Source organism: Candidatus Bathyarchaeota archaeon (genome assembly GCA_026014465.1).
GTDB lineage: Archaea > Thermoproteota > Bathyarchaeia > Bathyarchaeales > Bathycorpusculaceae > JADGNF01.
In genome coordinates this window covers 784,477-801,937 of the sequence record JAOZID010000010.1, presented here as the reverse complement: position 1 = coordinate 801,937, position 17,461 = coordinate 784,477, and the positions used below count along the sequence as shown (strand labels likewise).

22 protein-coding genes and 1 pseudogene are annotated in these 17,461 nt (G+C 47.7%); 8 read left to right on the top strand and 15 right to left on the bottom strand.

The window, feature by feature from the left end:
• Window positions 1-4: 4 nt before the first annotated feature.
• From NWF04_06210 to NWF04_06175, 8 genes are read right to left on the bottom strand one after another with little or no spacing between them, the layout of a single operon-like run.
• A complete protein-coding gene (locus tag NWF04_06210; protein MCW4006171.1) occupies window positions 5-1,201 on the bottom strand; it encodes a hypothetical protein in 1,197 nt (398 codons plus the stop codon).
• Window positions 1,202-1,208: 7 nt separating this feature from the next.
• Window positions 1,209-1,439, bottom strand: coding sequence for a hypothetical protein (locus tag NWF04_06205; protein MCW4006170.1), 231 nt, complete (start codon window positions 1,437-1,439; stop codon window positions 1,209-1,211).
• The gene (locus tag NWF04_06200; protein ID MCW4006169.1) at window positions 1,436-2,653 is read right to left on the bottom strand and encodes a hypothetical protein; all 1,218 of its coding nucleotides are present in this window, start codon (window positions 2,651-2,653) and stop codon (window positions 1,436-1,438) included. Before NWF04_06200 ends, NWF04_06205 begins: the two co-directional genes overlap by 4 nt.
• A 4-nt stretch (window positions 2,654-2,657) precedes the next feature.
• Complete coding sequence (locus tag NWF04_06195) at window positions 2,658-2,897, bottom strand: hypothetical protein (protein ID MCW4006168.1); 240 nt, start codon at window positions 2,895-2,897, stop codon at window positions 2,658-2,660.
• The gene (locus NWF04_06190) at window positions 2,894-3,148 is read right to left on the bottom strand and encodes a hypothetical protein (GenBank protein MCW4006167.1); all 255 of its coding nucleotides are present in this window, start codon (window positions 3,146-3,148) and stop codon (window positions 2,894-2,896) included. The genes NWF04_06195 and NWF04_06190 overlap by 4 nt, the downstream gene beginning before the upstream one ends.
• 19 nt (window positions 3,149-3,167) lie before the next feature.
• The gene (locus NWF04_06185; GenBank protein MCW4006166.1) at window positions 3,168-4,133 is read right to left on the bottom strand and encodes a phage major capsid protein; all 966 of its coding nucleotides are present in this window, start codon (window positions 4,131-4,133) and stop codon (window positions 3,168-3,170) included.
• A gap of 11 nt (window positions 4,134-4,144) precedes the next feature.
• Window positions 4,145-4,570, bottom strand: coding sequence for a DUF2190 family protein (locus tag NWF04_06180; GenBank protein ID MCW4006165.1), 426 nt, complete (start codon window positions 4,568-4,570; stop codon window positions 4,145-4,147).
• A gap of 43 nt (window positions 4,571-4,613) precedes the next feature.
• Entirely contained in the window at window positions 4,614-5,801 is a 1,188-nt protein-coding gene (locus tag NWF04_06175; GenBank protein ID MCW4006164.1) for a DUF2213 domain-containing protein, read from the bottom strand.
• Window positions 5,802-5,968: 167 nt separating this feature from the next.
• On the opposite strand from NWF04_06175, the gene NWF04_06170 reads away from it, so the two are divergent.
• From NWF04_06170 to NWF04_06140, 7 genes and pseudogenes are all read left to right on the top strand, one after another.
• A complete protein-coding gene (locus tag NWF04_06170) occupies window positions 5,969-6,124 on the top strand; it encodes a ribbon-helix-helix protein, CopG family (GenBank protein ID MCW4006163.1) in 156 nt (51 codons plus the stop codon).
• Between the two features lie 134 nt (window positions 6,125-6,258).
• Window positions 6,259-6,591, top strand: a complete 333-nt coding sequence (locus NWF04_06165) for a hypothetical protein (GenBank protein ID MCW4006162.1) — start codon at window positions 6,259-6,261, stop codon at window positions 6,589-6,591.
• Window positions 6,592-6,930: 339 nt separating this feature from the next.
• The gene (gene nrdR, locus NWF04_06160) at window positions 6,931-7,416 is read left to right on the top strand and encodes a transcriptional regulator NrdR (protein MCW4006161.1); all 486 of its coding nucleotides are present in this window, start codon (window positions 6,931-6,933) and stop codon (window positions 7,414-7,416) included.
• On the top strand, window positions 7,413-9,557 hold the full coding sequence (locus NWF04_06155; GenBank protein MCW4006160.1) for a ribonucleoside triphosphate reductase: 2,145 nt from the start codon (window positions 7,413-7,415) through the stop codon (window positions 9,555-9,557). Before nrdR ends, NWF04_06155 begins: the two co-directional genes overlap by 4 nt.
• Complete coding sequence (locus NWF04_06150; protein ID MCW4006159.1) at window positions 9,557-10,234, top strand: anaerobic ribonucleoside-triphosphate reductase activating protein; 678 nt, start codon at window positions 9,557-9,559, stop codon at window positions 10,232-10,234. The genes NWF04_06155 and NWF04_06150 overlap by 1 nt, the downstream gene beginning before the upstream one ends.
• A 117-nt stretch (window positions 10,235-10,351) precedes the next feature.
• Window positions 10,352-10,624: pseudogene (locus NWF04_06145) on the top strand (hypothetical protein).
• Between the two features lie 9 nt (window positions 10,625-10,633).
• Entirely contained in the window at window positions 10,634-10,882 is a 249-nt protein-coding gene (locus tag NWF04_06140) for a DNA-directed RNA polymerase subunit H (GenBank protein ID MCW4006158.1), read from the top strand.
• A 29-nt stretch (window positions 10,883-10,911) separates the two neighbouring features.
• Here NWF04_06140 and NWF04_06135 read toward each other — a convergent pair whose 3' ends face one another.
• The 6 genes from NWF04_06135 to NWF04_06110 form a co-directional block, all read right to left on the bottom strand.
• The gene (locus NWF04_06135) at window positions 10,912-11,469 is read right to left on the bottom strand and encodes a LysR family transcriptional regulator (GenBank protein MCW4006157.1); all 558 of its coding nucleotides are present in this window, start codon (window positions 11,467-11,469) and stop codon (window positions 10,912-10,914) included.
• A gap of 59 nt (window positions 11,470-11,528) precedes the next feature.
• Window positions 11,529-12,245 carry a phosphate ABC transporter ATP-binding protein gene (locus NWF04_06130; GenBank protein MCW4006156.1) on the bottom strand — a complete coding sequence of 239 codons (717 nt, stop codon included), beginning with the start codon at window positions 12,243-12,245 and terminating at the stop codon, window positions 11,529-11,531.
• 15 nt (window positions 12,246-12,260) lie between these two features.
• Window positions 12,261-13,007 carry an ABC transporter permease gene (locus NWF04_06125; GenBank protein ID MCW4006155.1) on the bottom strand — a complete coding sequence of 249 codons (747 nt, stop codon included), beginning with the start codon at window positions 13,005-13,007 and terminating at the stop codon, window positions 12,261-12,263.
• Between the two features lie 48 nt (window positions 13,008-13,055).
• Window positions 13,056-14,141 (bottom strand): substrate-binding domain-containing protein, encoded by a 1,086-nt coding sequence (locus tag NWF04_06120; GenBank protein ID MCW4006154.1) that lies wholly within the window; start codon window positions 14,139-14,141, stop codon window positions 13,056-13,058.
• A 121-nt stretch (window positions 14,142-14,262) separates the two neighbouring features.
• Window positions 14,263-14,472 (bottom strand): winged helix-turn-helix domain-containing protein, encoded by a 210-nt coding sequence (locus NWF04_06115; protein MCW4006153.1) that lies wholly within the window; start codon window positions 14,470-14,472, stop codon window positions 14,263-14,265.
• Between the two features lie 57 nt (window positions 14,473-14,529).
• A complete protein-coding gene (locus NWF04_06110; protein ID MCW4006152.1) occupies window positions 14,530-15,297 on the bottom strand; it encodes a hypothetical protein in 768 nt (255 codons plus the stop codon).
• 153 nt (window positions 15,298-15,450) lie between these two features.
• Here NWF04_06110 and NWF04_06105 point away from each other — a divergent pair, with 153 nt between their 5' ends.
• Window positions 15,451-16,419 carry a zinc-binding dehydrogenase gene (locus NWF04_06105; protein MCW4006151.1) on the top strand — a complete coding sequence of 323 codons (969 nt, stop codon included), beginning with the start codon at window positions 15,451-15,453 and terminating at the stop codon, window positions 16,417-16,419.
• Window positions 16,420-16,591: 172 nt separating this feature from the next.
• Here NWF04_06105 and NWF04_06100 read toward each other — a convergent pair whose 3' ends face one another.
• Window positions 16,592-17,410 (bottom strand): hypothetical protein, encoded by an 819-nt coding sequence (locus tag NWF04_06100; protein MCW4006150.1) that lies wholly within the window; start codon window positions 17,408-17,410, stop codon window positions 16,592-16,594.
• Window positions 17,411-17,461 lie beyond the last annotated feature (51 nt).

The window sequence follows — 17,461 nt, the reverse complement described above, 5'->3', positions numbered from 1 at the left end:
ATATTTAGAGTTGGAGGGTTTGGATGTTTTCGGGGTCAGATGGTTTTAGGTTTAGGGTAGGGGTGCCCTGGTTTAGTAGGATGTGTTGTGCTCTTGAGAGTTTGGTTTCCCATTGGGTTTTGTGTTCGAGGAAAAATTTTTTGGTGTAGGTTTGGTAGCCTTGTTTGGTGATGGTTAACGTGTGTGGCGTGTAGTCTTGTAAGGCGTCGTTGTGGGCTTGGTCGTAGTAGCCGCGGGTCACAGTTTGCGTATCGATTTTGCCTGTGGGGTTGGTTGTGGTGGTGAATGTTTCTGCGCCGTTTTGGTCGCAAAGTTTCACTGCTGCATCTTCTATGGGGCCGTTGTTTTTGTCAGTGACTTTTAGGTCAAACTCGTACTGGCGAAAGATTTTCCCCGTATTTGTTCCTACCCACTCAAACGTGTAAGTGTCAAAATCTGGGTTAACCAGAAACTGATCAAACCCGCCTATGTTTTCTACTCTTATGCCCTTATTTGATTCGCGAGAAAAAACGTTTGATATCCTCTGGGATATTTCATTTTGGAACCAAACTCCCCTCCAGCATCCCAAAGCTGCTACTTTATCTACAACAGCGTTTACTACACGCCTTAATGCAGTTGCAGTGGACAGTGCCATAACATTGTATACTGAACCGTTGTTTAGGTATGCTATGTGGCTTCTGCCATTGAACTGGCAATTCCAAACCCGCACCTCTTGCCCATTTAGGAAAAGCAACGAATCCATAGCCAAGTTTGCACCGCTAAAACTTGACGAATACAAATAAACCTGCGCCGCTGAACTGGAATGAATTGCATAGTAATAGTTGGTTTCTTCTAAATTTAGGATGTGGCAACCGCCTGAGGTTACTTTTAACGTGGGGTTGTCTACTGCGCCTAACGTGAAGACTGCTTCATCTAGGATTTGTATGAATCTTCTTGAAGTGTCTGAGGTTGTCGATATTACGGCGTTGCTTAAGACCACTTGTTTGTTTGTATCTGCAAAAACTGTGGGCGTGCTTCCATCACCTATCTGCAGCTTGCATTCCAGTAAAAACTGGTTCTCTCCCTGTTTGTGGATTTTACCCCAGCCTCCAGCAACATCCGCATTGTACGCATCCAAAAAACCGCTGATTCCACCCACAACCGACACCGTATTTGTTTCTGCATTATACGACCAAGCCCCCGTCAACCCTGCATCCTCCAAACATCCTCTAACTGCGCGCTATCTCCTGCAAATTCCCCGTGGCACTCCACGCAAACGTCAACGTAAACAACAACTCCTCCCCACCGTATGCCCGCAGTGCCTCCACCAAATCATCCGCGTTCCACGTGAACTCCCACTTAGTTATTTTCTTTCCAGGGGGCGCACATGCAATTCCGCTTAGAGCACTGTGAATTGCCCTGTACGCTTCTTCGTATCTGCCGTATTCAACCGCGTTCATGGTTTTTCCCCTGTCTGCTGTGGTTCTTGCCAGAGTTCCCAGCCAAACTTTGCGGCGTTTTTACGAAACTCATCCTTTCTTACAAACCCCAACTCAGCAGCTTTGAGCAGGTCAGATAGGTTGACTTCTTGGGTTTGCGGAGAACCCCAATGCAGCCGCGCCTGTGCCTTTTGCGGGTCTAATCCTTTTTGGCGAAGTACGGTGCTGAAGAGTTCGCGTTCTATTTGCCGTTTGATGTAGCGTTGCACGGGGTGTATGAGCATGTTTTGCAGCTCCAACGCCGCTTTGGCTGAGGCTTCTGTGAATCCAGGTGTGCTAAACAGCCTTGGCAGGGGCGTCTCACACCCCAGATAGAACTGGTTAATCAAATGGTCCACGTAGTATTCGAAGCGGGCGCGCGGGTCAAGGGTTATTGGTTGGATGGTGCCTTTGCCGTTATAAAACAGCCAAGCGCCTTCTTCGCCGCGGTTCTTAATGACTTTCTCAAAGCTGCGAATTGTGTTTTCGTCTGCGCGTTCAAGCAGTGCTAAAACGTCGGGTCCAGCGTATTTCTCGAAAATTTTGGGCATGATGCGTTCGATTTTGGCTTTCATCCATGCAAAGGCGGGGCGTTTGTCTGACTGCAAAACCAGCGAGTGGAGCAGAACCTGCAAGACACCTGTTCCGTAGCCTGAAAAGTTTAGGCAATTGATTTTCCAGTGAACCACGGCTTGCTCTGAGAGGGTTTCGCCGCCGTAGCTTTGCCTAAGCTTGTAGCCCTCCACCTTGTAGGGAATCTTCAAAACGTTAACTTGCTCGCTTAGGTAACTTTGTTCAATGCGCTCTACCGCATCCACGGGCAACCTGCGCAAATCCAAAAGCTGCTCAGGAGTCAACTTAAGCCAAAAATCGTTCCCACAAGCAATCAACGCGCGCGCCATATCGCAAAGCAATGCATCCAAGTTGACGGCTTCATTAAATTCGTCAATTGCACGTTTTGCTTCCTTGGCCTTCTCGTATGTTTCTTTCACGGTAGTGTAAAATCCTGCGCCTACCGCGGAAGCCGCCAGCAAATCCACGCTTGCCTTGCAGGTTGGGTCACGCTCATACAGCGACATGACCTCTGATAAGGGCACTTGCGGCGTTTCATACACCGTAGCTTGATTGGGGAAAGCGTAGCCGCTTCTTTTTTTAAGCGTCAAGGATTCGGTTAGCTGTTTCAAAAGTTTGTTCATTAGCTTAGATTGCCTCCAAGAATTTGGTGCCTTTTTGGGTTAGGATGTAGGGGGCGCGGTGTTTTATGTCGCTTTTTTGTACGTAGCCGCCTTGCACTAGGAAGCGGAACATGCCCTCAAAAGTGGCGTGGGTTCCTAGTTTGCGTACGGTTCTTTTTTCTAGTTCGGTTCGGCAAAGGGGCTGTCTGTTTAGTTCGTGTAGGACAGTTTTTGCCAGTTGCATTCTTTCAACTAAACGTCTCATTTGCAAATTACCTCTACGGGTTTTTTTGTGCTAAAAAACATGGGGAAATGAAGAGTGCAAACCATCAGCACTGCTATGTCTCTTTTTTCGTCTAAGCCGTAGGTGTTCACGGCAAGGTCAGGCATGTACGGCGTCATCTCTGAACCGCACATTGGGCACTGCGTATAGCAGTCACAAACCACAACGTCGTTTTTCCTGCGTGAACGATGCAGTTTCCCGCATTCAGGGCATTTGCCTTCATACCAAGCCATGACTCTCTCCCCTTGCTGCTTATTCTGGTGCGGTCAGGGTGGTTGCGATGTTGGTCATCTTCGCTATGGCGTTGCTTCGCAGAATACCCAGTCCAAAGCGGGTGGTGGCTCGTACGCCGTATTTGCCGTTTTTGATGTCTTCCCAGTCTTCCACGGTTATGTCTCTGCGCAAAAGCATAACAGCTGCAACCCTTGTGTCCACCACGTAGGCTGTGCCGTTAGGTACCAAGTTGCTTGCGTGGATTTGCATACCCAAGATGTTGCCTATGCTGCCTTGTTCGATGTTGGTTTGCTCTGCGGGCAGGTACTGTGCGTTGATGAATTTGTCGTCTGAAAGCAGTTGATGCAGCTGAACTTCGTTTACCGCAAGAACAGTGGGTTTCCAGTTTTCACTTCGCACTGCATTATGAAGCTTAACCGCGCCGTTCCAATCCAAAAACGCGCCCCCTTTGTCTATGGGTGCACCCCCTGCCAAATCTGCGTCTGCAACTGCGCCGTAGAGGTCAAGGATTTGGTCGGTTTCTTCTTCGCCTAGGGCTCTGCCGACTTTGTCGACCATGACGTCCATGACGTTCCAGGTGGCGTCCTCTAGGAACTCGCGGGTCCATTCTTCTGAAGACTCGGCTAAGCTGCTGGTGTACACGTCCGCAACAGTGTTTTTCTTGCCGCTCAAACGCGTAGCTGCGCCCTCGGCGTATCGGTATGCTACTGCTTTTTCGTCTAGGGGGAAGCGTTCCATGGCTTCGGTGGTTGGCATGACGGTTATGATGCTTCTGCCTATCATTTCGGGGTAAGCCGCCTGCACCAGTGTGTCATGTAGCCTGCCCAGCGCGCCTATGCTGTCGCTAAACAAGCCTTCCTTAACACCGACTTCACAGTAACGCTTCAAAAACGGATGCACACTAGTTTTGTGCTGCAGATTCGCCATGTGTTCCTTGAAGCTGCCTTCGTCCTGTATCAAAGATTCAAAAAGTTTTGGCTTCATATGCTTCTCACCTAGATTTGGATAAACAGCAAATCTCCTCCAGCTGCAGTGGTTTCAAGTGCGATTCCAAGTTTGCGATTGTAGTAGATGACGTAGGTTTCTTCGCCTGCTTCGTCTACAGAGAGGTCAGCTAGCTCCAGCACTCGGCGTGAGGCGTCTGCGCCGTAAACGGCTTTGCCCCTGCGTATGATGCCGCCTGCTCTAACTTTCACTCTGCCCTTGACCAGTACGGGGCACTGTGCGCCTAAAGCAGCGCTTTTGACGGCTATGCCTATGCAGTCTTGGGCTGTAGCAGCAGGAGAAACCTTATGGTCAGCACTCAAATACACAGGGTCACCCTTAGTTACGATGGCTGCAGTTTCAAAGGATTCAATTAAAGCATTGGGGTCGTCGGTTTCACCTATACCCATCCAGCTTTTACCTGTTAAATCAGTCATTGCTTATTTTCTCCCTTTGTTTTCGTTTTCACCAAGTTCATCCTCAGCTACTCCCGGTCACTTCGTGACTTTGCCTTTTTTCAAGATCAAAAACAACCCTGCGCAGTTCCTGACACATACGCTGCGGACCCAAACTCCAGCTACGCATAACCAAAGGCGCAGGCAAAACCCCCCGAATCAAACTCAAAGCTTCACTCACCCGCATAACCGGTTCACTGGGCTTCTTTAGCAGGCTCTCAACAACATCCCTGTCTTGAGGAGTCTTTGCAGGCGCCGCTACTGCTGTAGTGGGGACGGGGGTCATGTAGTCAGGGTGTAGCCTTAGCCAATCCTGTATCTTGGTTTGATCCCACATTTTCTCTTTTGAAAAAAACACCGCCGCTACGCGCTGTGTTTCAGGTTGGCTTTTTAGCTTGCCCATCAACGCCAAGATGCCACTTTCCCTATCAAGCCACAGTGTGCTAAAATGCTCAGGCAAAAACACATCAAAGCTCTGATGGAAACCCAAAACGTACTCCCCAGCAATCACAGGTTCCACAGCGTTTTGCAGGCGCAGCTTCTCTATGATTTGTATGTTCGCATCAGGAATTCCAGGCACAGCAACTAGGCTTATTTCGGCGTTGCGCAGTCCATGGGGGACTTTGCCATTTAACACGTCGATGGTTTCGTAGTCAGCTCCTACGCTTACGTGTTTTATGATTCCTCTGCGGATTTTATCTGCGGTTTCTTCGTCATAGACTTCTGCTTCATAGAGCAGGTTTTTGCCATCCCATGTGGTCTTGGTGACTTTGCCTACTGCAAACGGAACCGCCACATGCTCGATGTACATGGGGGCGCCAACTAGTTTTTGTGCAAACGCCTCCAGCTCCTCGGGCAGGTACACGTTTAGGTTGCGGCTTATCCCCGCGCTTAGTGCTACTCCTTTGATGCGCAAGGGCTTCTCGGCGATTTTTTCTTGGATTTCAAAAGGGAAAACCGCGCAGAACCTTTCCGTAACGGATGTTTGCTGGCTTTGGTTAAACCAGTCTTGGGCTTTTTGCACAGTCCATCCTTTAGATTTGTCAAAAACGATGCTTTGAATCTCCACGACGGCTTTGCCTTTTAGCTTACCAACCACCGCTTTGATTCCCTCTTCCTCATTTAACATGACCGTCTCAAACGTGTCCTGCTCAAACTCGTCAGGGCTTCTATGCCCACTTTGAATAATCTCTTCAGTTTCTTCCCATGCCATACCTGTTGAACCTCACACTTCTGATACCACCCTAATATACTATCGAAACTGAAAAGACGAGTTGTACCCTCTGGTGGTCCGCGCGCAGGGCTGTGCACGGTACCTTCTGCGGTACTTACATAGGAGAGCGAAGTTGGTTGCCTAGGAAATGTGTGGTTAAGGTTTGGTTGAGCAAAGAGCAGCGTGAAATTCTTGGTGAATTGGCGAGGAGGTTGGGTGCTAGTGAAAGTGAGATTTTGCGTTTGGCGTTTATGAATTACGCTAAGGATTTGAGTTTGGTAAAAGAGCAGGTTCACCGCACCAAAAATGACCTTCACGGCTAGTCTTTGTTTGTGCTGGAGGTTGTTTTTGGAAAACTGTGATATTACGTGATAGGTAATTATGCTTAAATGTTTGTTCAAGTTTTAAATGGATGTCGCTGCTAGCTTGATGCTTGGCGGCTGGTTGACTTAATACAATGGTTACTCCACACGAAGATTTTAACAACCTGCTCCTTGACTCCATAGATACTGCTCTTCTTTCCTTGGGAAAATCCATACCCCAAAAAGTCTACCTATACATCGAAAAAAACCATGGCTTGCCCAAACCCCAAATACCCCACAGCCTCAAACAATTCCAATACGGTCTCGAAAAACTCTTTGGCATAGGCGCACGTTACATCGAAATCTTGATAATGAAAAACCTCTACCGCAAAATCCAGCACCCACTCAACATAGAAAAGACCTCGCAGCTTGAGTTCATCCAGTACGTTGCCGCTGCTAAACAGGGCTTTCTAAATTCGCCCCGCTAACTGCCTGCTGTTGGCTTCGTGTTTTGCTGGGTTTGTTGCCGCGTCTTTTTTTGGGATTGGCTTCCCTTAAGTGCGGTTTGTGTATTTATGTTTTCACGGGTTTTTGGGTTGCTAATTGGGTGGTTTTTGCTTGTGTTTTTGGGGAAGCGGTTTGCTGTGGGGTTATTTGCGTAGTATATAAGCTAAACTGGCTTTATCTGCTTAAATCTGCGTTAATTGCTGTTGTTTGTCTTTTTGTATCCTACTGGATTGTGTACATTTTGCTTTCTTATGTTTCGCGATATTTCATCTTCTTGTCTATAATCACTAAATATGCCACTATAGTTAGTGTGTATCTGTGTGGATAACCACTACAGCACGCGCGAAGTTAAAGCCATGAAATGTCCCTACTGCGGTTCTGATGAGACTAAAACCTTGGAAACACGCGATTCCTTGGAAAACACTATACGTCGACGCAAAAAATGTGTAGCCTGCGGCAAACGCTTCACCACCTACGAGTACATAGAAACTGTCGAGCTTATGGTTCGCAAAAAAGACGGCAAACTAGAACGGTTTGACGCAAACAAGGTGATACGTGGGCTTCAGAAATCATGCGAGAAGCGTCCTGTGACTTTGGATCAAATTCGTGAATTAGCTGGCCATGTTCGTCAAGACCTTATGTTGAAGGGCAAAGCTGAAGTGACTTCACAGGAAATCGGGGATTCCGTGATGAAGTACCTAAAACTGCTTGATCGTGTGGCGTATATCAGGTTTGCTTCAGTGTATAAGCGATTTGAAGAACCTGAAGACTTTAGTCGTGCGCTCCGTGAGGTGAAAAAAGAATGAAATTCGTAAGAAAACGTGATGGTAAACTAGAACCCTTTGACCCAGAACGAATAACAATAGCTGTTTGGAAGGCTGCGAAAGCTGTTGGGGGACGCGACCGCAGTCAAGCCAAGAAAATCAGCAACCAAGTAATCGCTTCTTTGCAGAACCATTTTGGCGAGGATGGTTGCCCAACAGTTGAAGAAATTCAAGACTTAGTTGAAAAGATTCTTATCGAAAACGGTCACGCACAGACCGCTAAGGCATACATTCTCTACCGCAAGCAGCATCAAGACATGCGTGAGTTAGCTGCGCTTCTAAGCAGCGCTGACCTAGTCGACCAATACTTGGAAATTGAAGACTGGCGAGTTAAAGAAAACAGCAACATGAGCTACTCGCTACAAGGTCTAAACAATTACCTCTCCTCCACCGTCATAGCCAAATACTGGATAAGCCGCATCTACCCCGCAAGCATCGCCGAATCCCACTTCGCAGGCGACCTACACATCCACGACCTTGGAGTTTTAGGACCCTACTGCGTAGGCTGGGACGTAAGCGATTTGCTCATGTCCGGTTTTGGAGGTGTCGCCGGGAAAATTGAAAGCAAACCCGCCAAGCACTTTCGCACTGCCCTTGGGCAAGTAGTCAACTTTTTCTACACGTTGCAAGGCGAAGCCGCAGGCGCACAAGCTTTTAGCAACTTTGACACGTACCTTGCACCGTTCATACGCTACGACGGCTTAAACCAACGCGAAGTCGAACAGTGCCTGCAAGAATTCTTCTTCAACATGAACGTACCCACACGCGTCGGCTTCCAAACCCCCTTCACCAACCTCACCTTAGACCTCAACGTCCCCGACTTCATGAAAAACGAAGGCGTACTCTTCAACGGCAAAGTCACCCCCGACACTTACGGCGACATGACCAAAGAAATGGAAATGTTCAACACCGCCTTCGCCGATGTGATGCAACGCGGCGACTCCAAAGGCAGAGTCTTCACTTTCCCCATTCCCACCTACAACATCACCAAAGACTTTGACTGGGACTCCACGGTTTCACAGAAAATCTTTGAAGTCACCGCCAAATATGGTGTGCCCTACTTTAGCAACTTTGTTAACAGTGACATGCGCCCTGAAGACGTAAGAAGCATGTGTTGCAGGCTAAGAATTGACAACCGTGAACTACGCAAACGAGGCGGCGGCTTTTTTGGTGCCAATCCTCTTACAGGCAGCATAGGCGTAGTCACGTTGAATATGCCTCGTGTGGGCTATTTGGCTAAAGACGAAGACGAATACTTCGAGCGTATTGAACGCAATATGGATGTTGCTCGCGCAAGCTTGGAGATAAAACGCAAAGTCCTTGAAGCCTTCACTGAAAGCGGATTATACCCCTACAGCCGCCGTTACCTGCGCCACGTCAAAGCCAAATACGACCGCTACTGGAAGAACCATTTCTCAACCATCGGCATAGCAGGCATCAACGAATCCGTCCTCAACCTTATCGGACAAAACATCGGTACCCGCGACGGCTTAGAATTCGCCGTGAAAACCATCACGTTTATGCGCGAAAAACTCTTGCGGTTCCAAGAAGAAACTGGTGATATCTACAACCTTGAAGCTACCCCTGCAGAGGGTACTTCGTACCGGTTGGCACGTGCGGATAAACGTCGTTACCCCAACATTATTGTTGCTAACGAGCATCTAGTGCAAACCCAGCATGCTGAGCCTTTCTACACCAACAGCTCCCAGCTACCCGTAGACTTCAAAGGCGACCTCTTTGACGCGTTGGAAAACCAAGAACAACTCCAGCCCCTCTACACAGGCGGCACTGTATTTCACATATTCCTTGGCGAACGCTTGCCCTCATGGAAATCCGCTGCTGAACTCATCAAAAAAGTCTCATGGAACAGCCGCCTACCCTACTTCACGCTAACCCCCACTTTCAGCATTTGCCCAAACCACGGATACACCAGCGGCGAACACAAAAACTGCCCCGTATGCGCATCCCCAAGCGAAGTCTACAGCCGAGTAGTCGGATACCTACGACCCGTAGACCAATGGAACGACGGCAAACAAGCAGAATTCGACATGCGCACCACCTTCGACAAATCAAAAATCCTGACCACCATGCCAATGGCAGCCCAAACCGTCGTGACCAACTGATGAAGTTTAGCGGATTGCAAAAAATCAGTCTCATAGACTACCCCAGTAAAGTCGCTTCGGTGCTGTTCACTCCTGGCTGCAACCTGCGCTGTGGCTTTTGCCATAACTGGCGCACCGCCGTTGACCCTAAACCCCCTTTTCTACAAGAGGGCATAGCGCTAGAGCTGTTGGAGAAACGTAAAAAATACGTGGACGCTGTGGTGGTTACGGGTGGGGAACCTTGCATGCACAAGGAGTTGCCGCGGTTTTTGGCAAAACTCAAGGAACGCGGTTTTTCCGTAAAGCTGGACACTAACGGGTTTTACCCTGACGTACTCGAAGAATGCCTAGGCTACGTGGATTATGTTGCTCTTGACATCAAAGCGTGCCCCGAAAAATACGGCTCTCTTGGCGCAGCTGACACAACTGGGCTTATGCGTTCTATTGAAATCCTAAAAACAGGCAAAGTTCCCTACGAGTTTCGCACAACTATGGTTCCAGATTTGGTTACGCCTGAAGATGCCCAGTGCATTGGCGAGTTGGTTAAGGATGCTTCGACGTATGCTTTGCAGCAGTTCGTGGCGCAGGATACTTTGGATAAAACGTTCCAGTCTAAGCGTCCTTATCCGCCTGAAACCATCGATGGCTTTGCACAAATCGCCCGTAAATACGCTAAAAACGTCGTGCTGCGCGTTTGACGCAGAAGTTTTCTTTTTCTTCTCTTCTTTTTAACCATAAAGTTTAAGGGTTAAAGCCTGTTTAGTCTTCGCTATTCTAAGATTGAGGTTTGTAGTGTGAGTGTTATAGGTGAAACGGTGGAAGAACGTAAGGCAGAAGTTCTAATCAAACTTCGCAAATACAAACAGCTAAACAAAGAAAAATTTGAAGGCGCCTACGGCTACACTGTCGAAATTCCACAAGACAAAGAAACCGCGTTAATCTGGTGCATACTAGACCAAGCAACCGTAGGTATAGTTGCCATGAACCAGCTCTACAAACTCTTAAAAGAAAAAGAGCTAGAACGCGCCATAGTAATCACCGAGGGACGATACACCCACGCCGTCAAGCAGGGCGCTAAAACTAAAAAAGTAGAGTTGCTGCCCAAATCTTTCCCTGTCTTTGACATTTTCGAGCACGGCTTGGTTCCACGCCACGAAATCTTGCCTACCAAAGAAAGAGAGAAAATCCTTAGCCAATTCAAAGTGAAACCCTACCAGATGCCCCAGATAACCTCAACTGACCCCGCCGTCAAAGTCATAGGCGCCAAACCTGGAGACATCCTAAAAATCACGCGTGAAAGCTCAACAGCAGGCGAACACATAACCTACCGCTACGTTGTAGAGTAAAAAAACAAAGAAAATAGTTTTTCTTTTTCTTATTTTCCTATCATGATTTCCGTGGATTTCACGATGACGGTGACTTCGTCGCCTTCTTTGATGTCGAGGTCTTCCACGGATTCTTTTGTGATAACTGATGTGATGGTTGCGGGTACGGCTATTTCAACTTTGACTTTGCCGGTTATGATGCCTTTTTCCACGGTTACTACTTTTCCTTTTAAGGTGTTTCTTGCACTTATCTTCAAGCCTTTCACCTCCACGTGTTCGGTGTCTGCTAAAAACTTGCTCAAACAGCCCTCTAACCGTTTGTACTCCCCAAGCAAATCCTTGCCCGTCTGGGTAAGTTTAGCGCCGCCGCCTCCAGCTTTGCCGCCCTTATAGGTTTCCACAACGTTTTGCCCCAATCCCTCATTGACTTTTTGTATGTAATTCCAAACGTAACGATACGACATGCCCAGTTTTTTGGCGGCTTTTGTTAGCGACTGCTCATGTTCTATTGCTTCAAGAATTTTGGCTCCGCCTTTGCCCAGTAACGGTTCGCCTTTGTATTCAATCCAAATCTTAGCTGAGGGCTTATGACTGTTATGAATGAGCATTTACTATGCTTATACACAAAGAATCTTAATAAGTTAATCCAAGCCAACGTTAGCGCTATTTAAAATTCCAGTTCCCCATTTATGAACTTGCGCGTTATTTCGTTTCGCGGGTTTTCAAAGAATTCTGTTGGGCCTGCCCTTTCCACGATTTTTCCCTCATGGATATGCACCACTTCATCTGCCAACCGTTTTGCTTGACTTAGATTGTGGGTTGCAATTATGATTACGTGGTCTTTGTTTTTGCGTTTGAGTATTGCTTTTTCGATGATGATTGCGCTGTTGGGGTCAAGATTTGCTGTGGGTTCATCTAAAAGCAAAACTTTGGGTTCTAACAGGAATGCTCTGGCTAAAGCTAGGCGTTGCTGCTCGCCTCCAGAGGTCTGCTTGGCTCTGCGTTGCTCAAAACCCCTAAGTCCCACACCACGCAGTGCCTCGCCTATTTTCTGCCTGATTTCCGCGTCGTTTTGCCCGCGAATCTTTAAGCCATAAGCTAAGTTGTCATAAACTGACCTGTTGAACATGGCGGTTCGCTGAAAAACCAAGGTGGCAACTTGCCTAAGCTTTGCAGATGTTATGGGTTGGTAATCGATGTGTATGTTGCCTTTGTCGGGTTTTTCTAAGCCCGCTAAAATGTTAAGCAGGGTGCTTTTGCCTGCGCCGTTAACGCCTATAAGCACTAGTATCTTGCCGCCTTGTACCTGTAAACTAACCTCATCTACCGCTTTGGTTTTGCCGTAAGTTTTCTCCACGTTTTCCACTTCAAGACTTACACTCAACTTCTTGCTCCCCTCTTATCCTCCAACGGTGCCCCGTTTGATTATCCAACCTGTCCAAGACGGTCTTTCTTTTCTTAATCTTTCAATGAGGTTTATCCCCAAAGAAACTGAAACCACGATAATCATGAGCAACATGGCAAAAGCCAACGACCGCGGATAATTGCCCAAGTTGGATTCTAACGCGATAGATGTTGTTAGTACTCTGGTTATGCCTAATAGATTTCCACCTACCATAAAGGCTATTCCCAGCTCTCCAAAGCCTCTGTTAAAAGCTGCTGTAACCGCCAAAATCGTGGGCCATAAGGTTTCGCGCAGCAAGGCGATGTTTGTTTGCAGCCCGTTTGCGCCAAGGGTTCTTGCGAGGTCTCTTAATTGAAAATCTGCATTGGCTAAAGCGCTGCCTGTGAAGCTGACAATTATAGGCGTTACCAAAATTGCTTGTCCAATCATTATGCCGTTTGTTGTTAAATACAGGTGGAACACGCCAAACGGTCCTTGTCTTGACAATAAAAGAACCAGTAGCAGACCTAACGCCACGGTGGGTACTCCGATGAGGGCGTTGAACATGCCTTTGACAAGCCATTTTCCTTTGAATGTGTACAATCCTAAAATTACGGCTATGGGGATGCTCCATATGCATGCGAGCAGGGTTCCACCTCCCGAAACATAAATTGACCTGCCAACGACGGCTAAGACTTCGGGGTCGCCGCTTAAGATAAGCCTGATTGCTTCCTCAAACGCTTGGGTGATGAAATCCGCCATAGATTATCACAAAGAAAAAAGTGGTTGATTTTTTTGAAGTTTTCTGGTTTATTTTTCGTTTGCTGGGATTGTGGCTATTGCTGCTGGGTTATTGTAGAGGTTGCCTGGGTTGTGGCGGTACTGTGCTGGGCATTCGGTTCCGTCAAAGAATGCAAAGTCTTCTATCCAGCTCAGGAGGGTATCGTTGCTTCCGTTTAGCAATGGCATGTAGGGGCTAAACAGTGGCTTGCCAAAGGTTTCAGTTCCGTAGTCTTCAAAGATTTGCTGGGCTTCGTCAGATACAATCCATTCGATGAACAGCATGGACGCTTCGTAGTTGGTGTCGGTTAGGTTCTCGTTGAGCGGGTTGTCTGCGATTACGCTGTAAACGTTTAGCAGGTCTTTGGAGGCTTCAACTGCAATTTCCATTTCTATGTTGCCGCTGTTAAGGTTGGTTAGGAACGTTGCCAAATCCGTTAGGGTGTAGCCGTCTTCTTCGTAGGCAACTCTTAGCGTGGCGGTCATGCCTGAGCCTGTCTCTAGGTACCAGGAGGTTTCAGTGTGAATTGTTTCCCAGTCTATACCCGCGGCTGCCCATAGGCTCTTTTCTTTAGAGTGTGTGCCTGAGCCGTCGCCTCTTGAAACCCAAGTGGCTTCACCTTGTTCACCTAAGTCCATTATGGTTGTCAAGGCATCTGTGGGAGACATTCCAGATATGCCAGCTGGGTCACCTTCAGGTCCTACAATGACAAAGAAGTTGTACGCTATGATTTTGCGGTTCACGCCATAGCCATCCTCCAAGAACGCTCTTTCCTGAGAAGGAGAGTGCACCATTATCATGTCCGCGTCGCCTCTCATGGCTGTCTGTATAGCTGCGCCCGTTCCTTGACCAAGGAAGTTAACTGTTATCCACGGGTACGCTGCTTCAAAAGCTGGTTTGATGGCGTCGTTTTCTACTCCTGTCTCGTAAAGGCTAGTTGTTGAAGAAATAGTCAACGTAACTGGACTGGGCGTGGGCGTTGGAGTGGCTTCGGGTGTTGGGGTGGGGCTTGGTGAGGCTGCGGGTTCTTGACCTGTCTGAGTGTACGCGTAGGCTCCTATGGCTGCTATTATGATTACTATAACTGCTATTGCTGCTATTCTTGTTGTATTCATAAGAATCACTAAACCTCTTGAAGACGTTATGCATATTTAAGAATATCGCCGTCTATATGATGCCTTTTGTTTATAAAACAAACCTGTATGCGTGTTAGGCTGGTTCTGTGCGTTATTTTGTTTATTTTTCTTTTAGTTCCTCTAAAATGACAAGAGCCTGCGCGGTGGGCATGTTTAGGCGTTCTGCAAGTTCAGTGGCTGTTATGTCTGGGTTTTCTGGAAGCAACGTGTCGCGTGTGTAGGCTTTGTTTGTTGGGTACATGGGGTTGGCGTGCACTGTCTCAACAATTAGTTCCCAAAGCTTCTCTTTTGAATACGCATCTAAATCCATGCTTATCAAAGCCACAATGCACTTTCAGCCTATTAAAAGCTCACTTCCGCCGTCTGTTTACACAGCGAAGAGCAGTATAATGCCTATTATGAAGCCTATTGATATTGCGGTGTCTTCAGCGTGTCCTTTTGATTCCCTGTAAGCTCTAGCTATCAGTTGCCCTGAAATGAAAACTATCAAAGTTCCCGCCGCAAAACCCAGAACCGACGCCAAAACATCCTTTATAACTGCCGTAGCCAGAAAATAGCCCAGCGGAGCCGCAACCGCAACTATGCCAAAATCAATCATCCAATCCCTAAGTATCTTCCTTTTCTGCATACCCGCTTTTTTCATAATCTTTGCCGCCTCCAAAACCGTTGCTAAGTTACCCAAAAAAAGCACTGCTTCAGCCGCGAAAAGCCCGGGTTCTTTTAACGCAATAATTATGCCTACAAAAAGGGTTTCAGGTACACTATCCAAGATTGTTCCCACTATAGAGAGTCTGCCCGTGCCTTTTTGTAACCGCTTTTGTTTTTGCTCTTCATCGGTTTCATCCTTTATTCCTGATTTGTGCCTGATGTGGTGTTCTGCTACGCCGTATGCAACTGCGCCTACGATAAAACCCGCTGTTAAATCTAAAATGGTGCCTAATTCGAGGGCATGCTGGACCAAAAGCATCACAGTAGAAAGAAATATCCCTGCCCCAAACGCTGCAAACAGAGCCCGCGTCGACCGTGAATAATCCAGGTAAATCGCAATCAAGGCGCCTACTGGAAAGGCAGCGGCAACCGCAACGCCTGAAAATATGCTCTCGATGATTAGGAATTCAGAACCATTAAAACTCATTTTCTTTCTTCCCTCTTTAGCCTGCAGGGGTAGCGCCTAATCTTCTCACGCAGGGGCTCTATAACAATGGCTGGTCTCCACCAAAGCTGCTTTAGCCTGCTGAGTAACCTTAATAGAACTCACACGTAGCTATTTAACTGTAGGTGACTATTTTTGAAGGCTGTAGTTTATCATGGTCCACACAAAATCACAGTAGACGATGTTTTAGAGCCCAAGGTGGGGAACAGGAAGGTTTTGGTGAAGTTTGGCGCGGGCAGCATCTGCGGCACTGACCTGCACCTGTATCGGGGCGACTGGAAAATTAAGCGTGGACGCATAATCGGGCACGACGCTTGGGGAACCCGCGAGGACACGGGCGAGCGCGTGTTGATGTTGCCTGTATCTTACTGCGGCAAATGCTTCTACTGCCTACGCGGGCAGCCATCGCTTTGTGAACGCGTCTTGTATTTTGGGTTAACCAAAAGCGGATTCTTCGCAGAACGCATCTCCATTCGAGAAAAACACCTGCTCCCCCTGCCCGACACCGTAACCGACGACGACGCCGCCATGATGGAACCCGTCGCGCTTGCACTGCACACCCTTGAGCTGCTGCAACCAAAAATCAACGAGTACGCCACCATAATCGGGCAAGGACCAATAGGTTTGCTTATGACGCAAATTGCCAAACTCAAAGGCTGCAAAGTTATAGCCATAGACAAACAAGAACATCGCCTTCAACTCGCCCAAAAATTCGGCGCCGACCACACCATAAACCCCACACAAGAAGACCCCAAAAAGCGCGTCAAAGAAATCACCGTGCGCGGCTCGGACGTTGTGGTGGAAGCAGCGGGAACCCAAGCAACCGTTGAGCAAACCCCGTATTTGGTGCGCAAAGCAGGACGCGTAGCACTCGTTGGAGAATTCGAAGGCTACCTCAACATTGGTGATGCCGACGAAGCCTTCTTCTTCTCAACCTACATCGCCCCAACCGAATACCCCACTGCCCTTGACCTAGTTGCAACCAAAAAAGTCGACCTGCAAAGCCTAATCACCCACCGATTTAAACTCACAAACTTCCAAAAAGCCCTAGAAACCGCCAACAACCCCCAACAGAAACCTTGCAAAATCCTAATCACCCCCTAAACAGGCTGCTAACCGCATTTGTTGCACTGCAATCTTAAAACCAAGCCGCGGTTCATCATGGTTAGCGACGTTTTACGACGAAACAGGACTTTTTGGGACTTTTAGGGACGCAATTAAACCCAAAATTGGGGTTAAAAACACAAAAACAACCCAAAACGCAGTTTGCTCTGTACTAGGGGGTAGGTGCTTGGCTGCGGTTTTGTTGTTGGGCTGTTTGCCATGTGTGTTCGAAGTATTCTTGGAGTATGGTTGTGAAGCTTTGGTTGTTTAGCCATAGGCTTGGGGCGTTTTCGGGGTTGGGTTCTGGTGTGGTTGTGGCGAGGACTTTGTTTTTGTCGAATATGGTTATTGTAGCGGGGGGTGGTTTGGTTGTGTATTTGATGTTGAAGGTGCCTTTGGTTTTTAGGGTTTGGATGATTTGTTGTACTTGCGGGTCTTTTTGGGTTCCGTATACTATGAGTCGGACTTTTGCGCCTCCTGTTAGGATGGTTTCCCAGATGTTTTGTCCTTCAACGAGTATGTTTCTTAAGCCTTTCCAGTAAAAGATGCCTTCAACGGTTTTCAGGTTAGTGTCGAGGGCGTTTTTGAATCTGCGTCTGGATGCTTCTTCTCCAGTGACAAAAAAGAATCCGTCGCCTGCGTCTTTTTCGTTGTTTTCGTCTTGGCTGTTTTGCTTTATCTTGTGCGCCAGTTTCATGGCTTTTTTGCGTGCATCCATGGTTTCGCGTTGTCTGCATAGAACCAAAAGCTTCACGGCGTCCTTAAGCGGCATAGCCTTGTATTCGACTGGGGACGCAATGACTTTTTCGATTAAACCCTTTTTTTGAAGCTCCGCCGCTACACGGTAAATATCTTGCCGCGCAATCCCAGATGTTTTGGCTATTGCTTTTACAGGAGCACTTTGCAGGCAAACTATCGCCAAGTAGACCCTAGCCTGCAATTCAGTAAGACCCAGCCCTATCAAGGCTTCAATTTCTTCATCTTGAAACAATCCTCTCTCTCTCCTATGAGGCTGTTTTCCCTTGCCCTAGCGGGGTTGTCA

Excerpts from the sequence above, each read along its gene's own strand:
- NWF04_06150 (MCW4006159.1), top strand. The coding sequence starts at position 9,557 with ATGAAGTTTAGCGGATTGCAAAAAATCAGTCTCATAGACTACCCCAGT.
- NWF04_06185 (MCW4006166.1), bottom strand. The coding sequence starts at position 4,133 with ATGAAGCCAAAACTTTTTGAATCTTTGATACAGGACGAAGGCAGCTTC.
- NWF04_06135 (MCW4006157.1), bottom strand. The coding sequence starts at position 11,469 with ATGCTCATTCATAACAGTCATAAGCCCTCAGCTAAGATTTGGATTGAA.
- NWF04_06125 (MCW4006155.1), bottom strand. The coding sequence starts at position 13,007 with ATGGCGGATTTCATCACCCAAGCGTTTGAGGAAGCAATCAGGCTTATC.
- NWF04_06190 (MCW4006167.1), bottom strand. The coding sequence starts at position 3,148 with ATGGCTTGGTATGAAGGCAAATGCCCTGAATGCGGGAAACTGCATCGT.
- NWF04_06155 (MCW4006160.1), top strand. The coding sequence starts at position 7,413 with ATGAAATTCGTAAGAAAACGTGATGGTAAACTAGAACCCTTTGACCCA.
- NWF04_06175 (MCW4006164.1), bottom strand. The coding sequence starts at position 5,801 with ATGGCATGGGAAGAAACTGAAGAGATTATTCAAAGTGGGCATAGAAGC.
- NWF04_06110 (MCW4006152.1), bottom strand. The coding sequence starts at position 15,297 with ATGAGTTTTAATGGTTCTGAATTCCTAATCATCGAGAGCATATTTTCA.
- NWF04_06115 (MCW4006153.1), bottom strand. The coding sequence starts at position 14,472 with ATGGATTTAGATGCGTATTCAAAAGAGAAGCTTTGGGAACTAATTGTT.
- NWF04_06165 (MCW4006162.1), top strand. The coding sequence starts at position 6,259 with ATGGTTACTCCACACGAAGATTTTAACAACCTGCTCCTTGACTCCATA.
- NWF04_06205 (MCW4006170.1), bottom strand. The coding sequence starts at position 1,439 with ATGAACGCGGTTGAATACGGCAGATACGAAGAAGCGTACAGGGCAATT.
- NWF04_06120 (MCW4006154.1), bottom strand. The coding sequence starts at position 14,141 with ATGAATACAACAAGAATAGCAGCAATAGCAGTTATAGTAATCATAATA.
- NWF04_06180 (MCW4006165.1), bottom strand. The coding sequence starts at position 4,570 with ATGACTGATTTAACAGGTAAAAGCTGGATGGGTATAGGTGAAACCGAC.
- NWF04_06195 (MCW4006168.1), bottom strand. The coding sequence starts at position 2,897 with ATGAGACGTTTAGTTGAAAGAATGCAACTGGCAAAAACTGTCCTACAC.
- NWF04_06200 (MCW4006169.1), bottom strand. The coding sequence starts at position 2,653 with ATGAACAAACTTTTGAAACAGCTAACCGAATCCTTGACGCTTAAAAAA.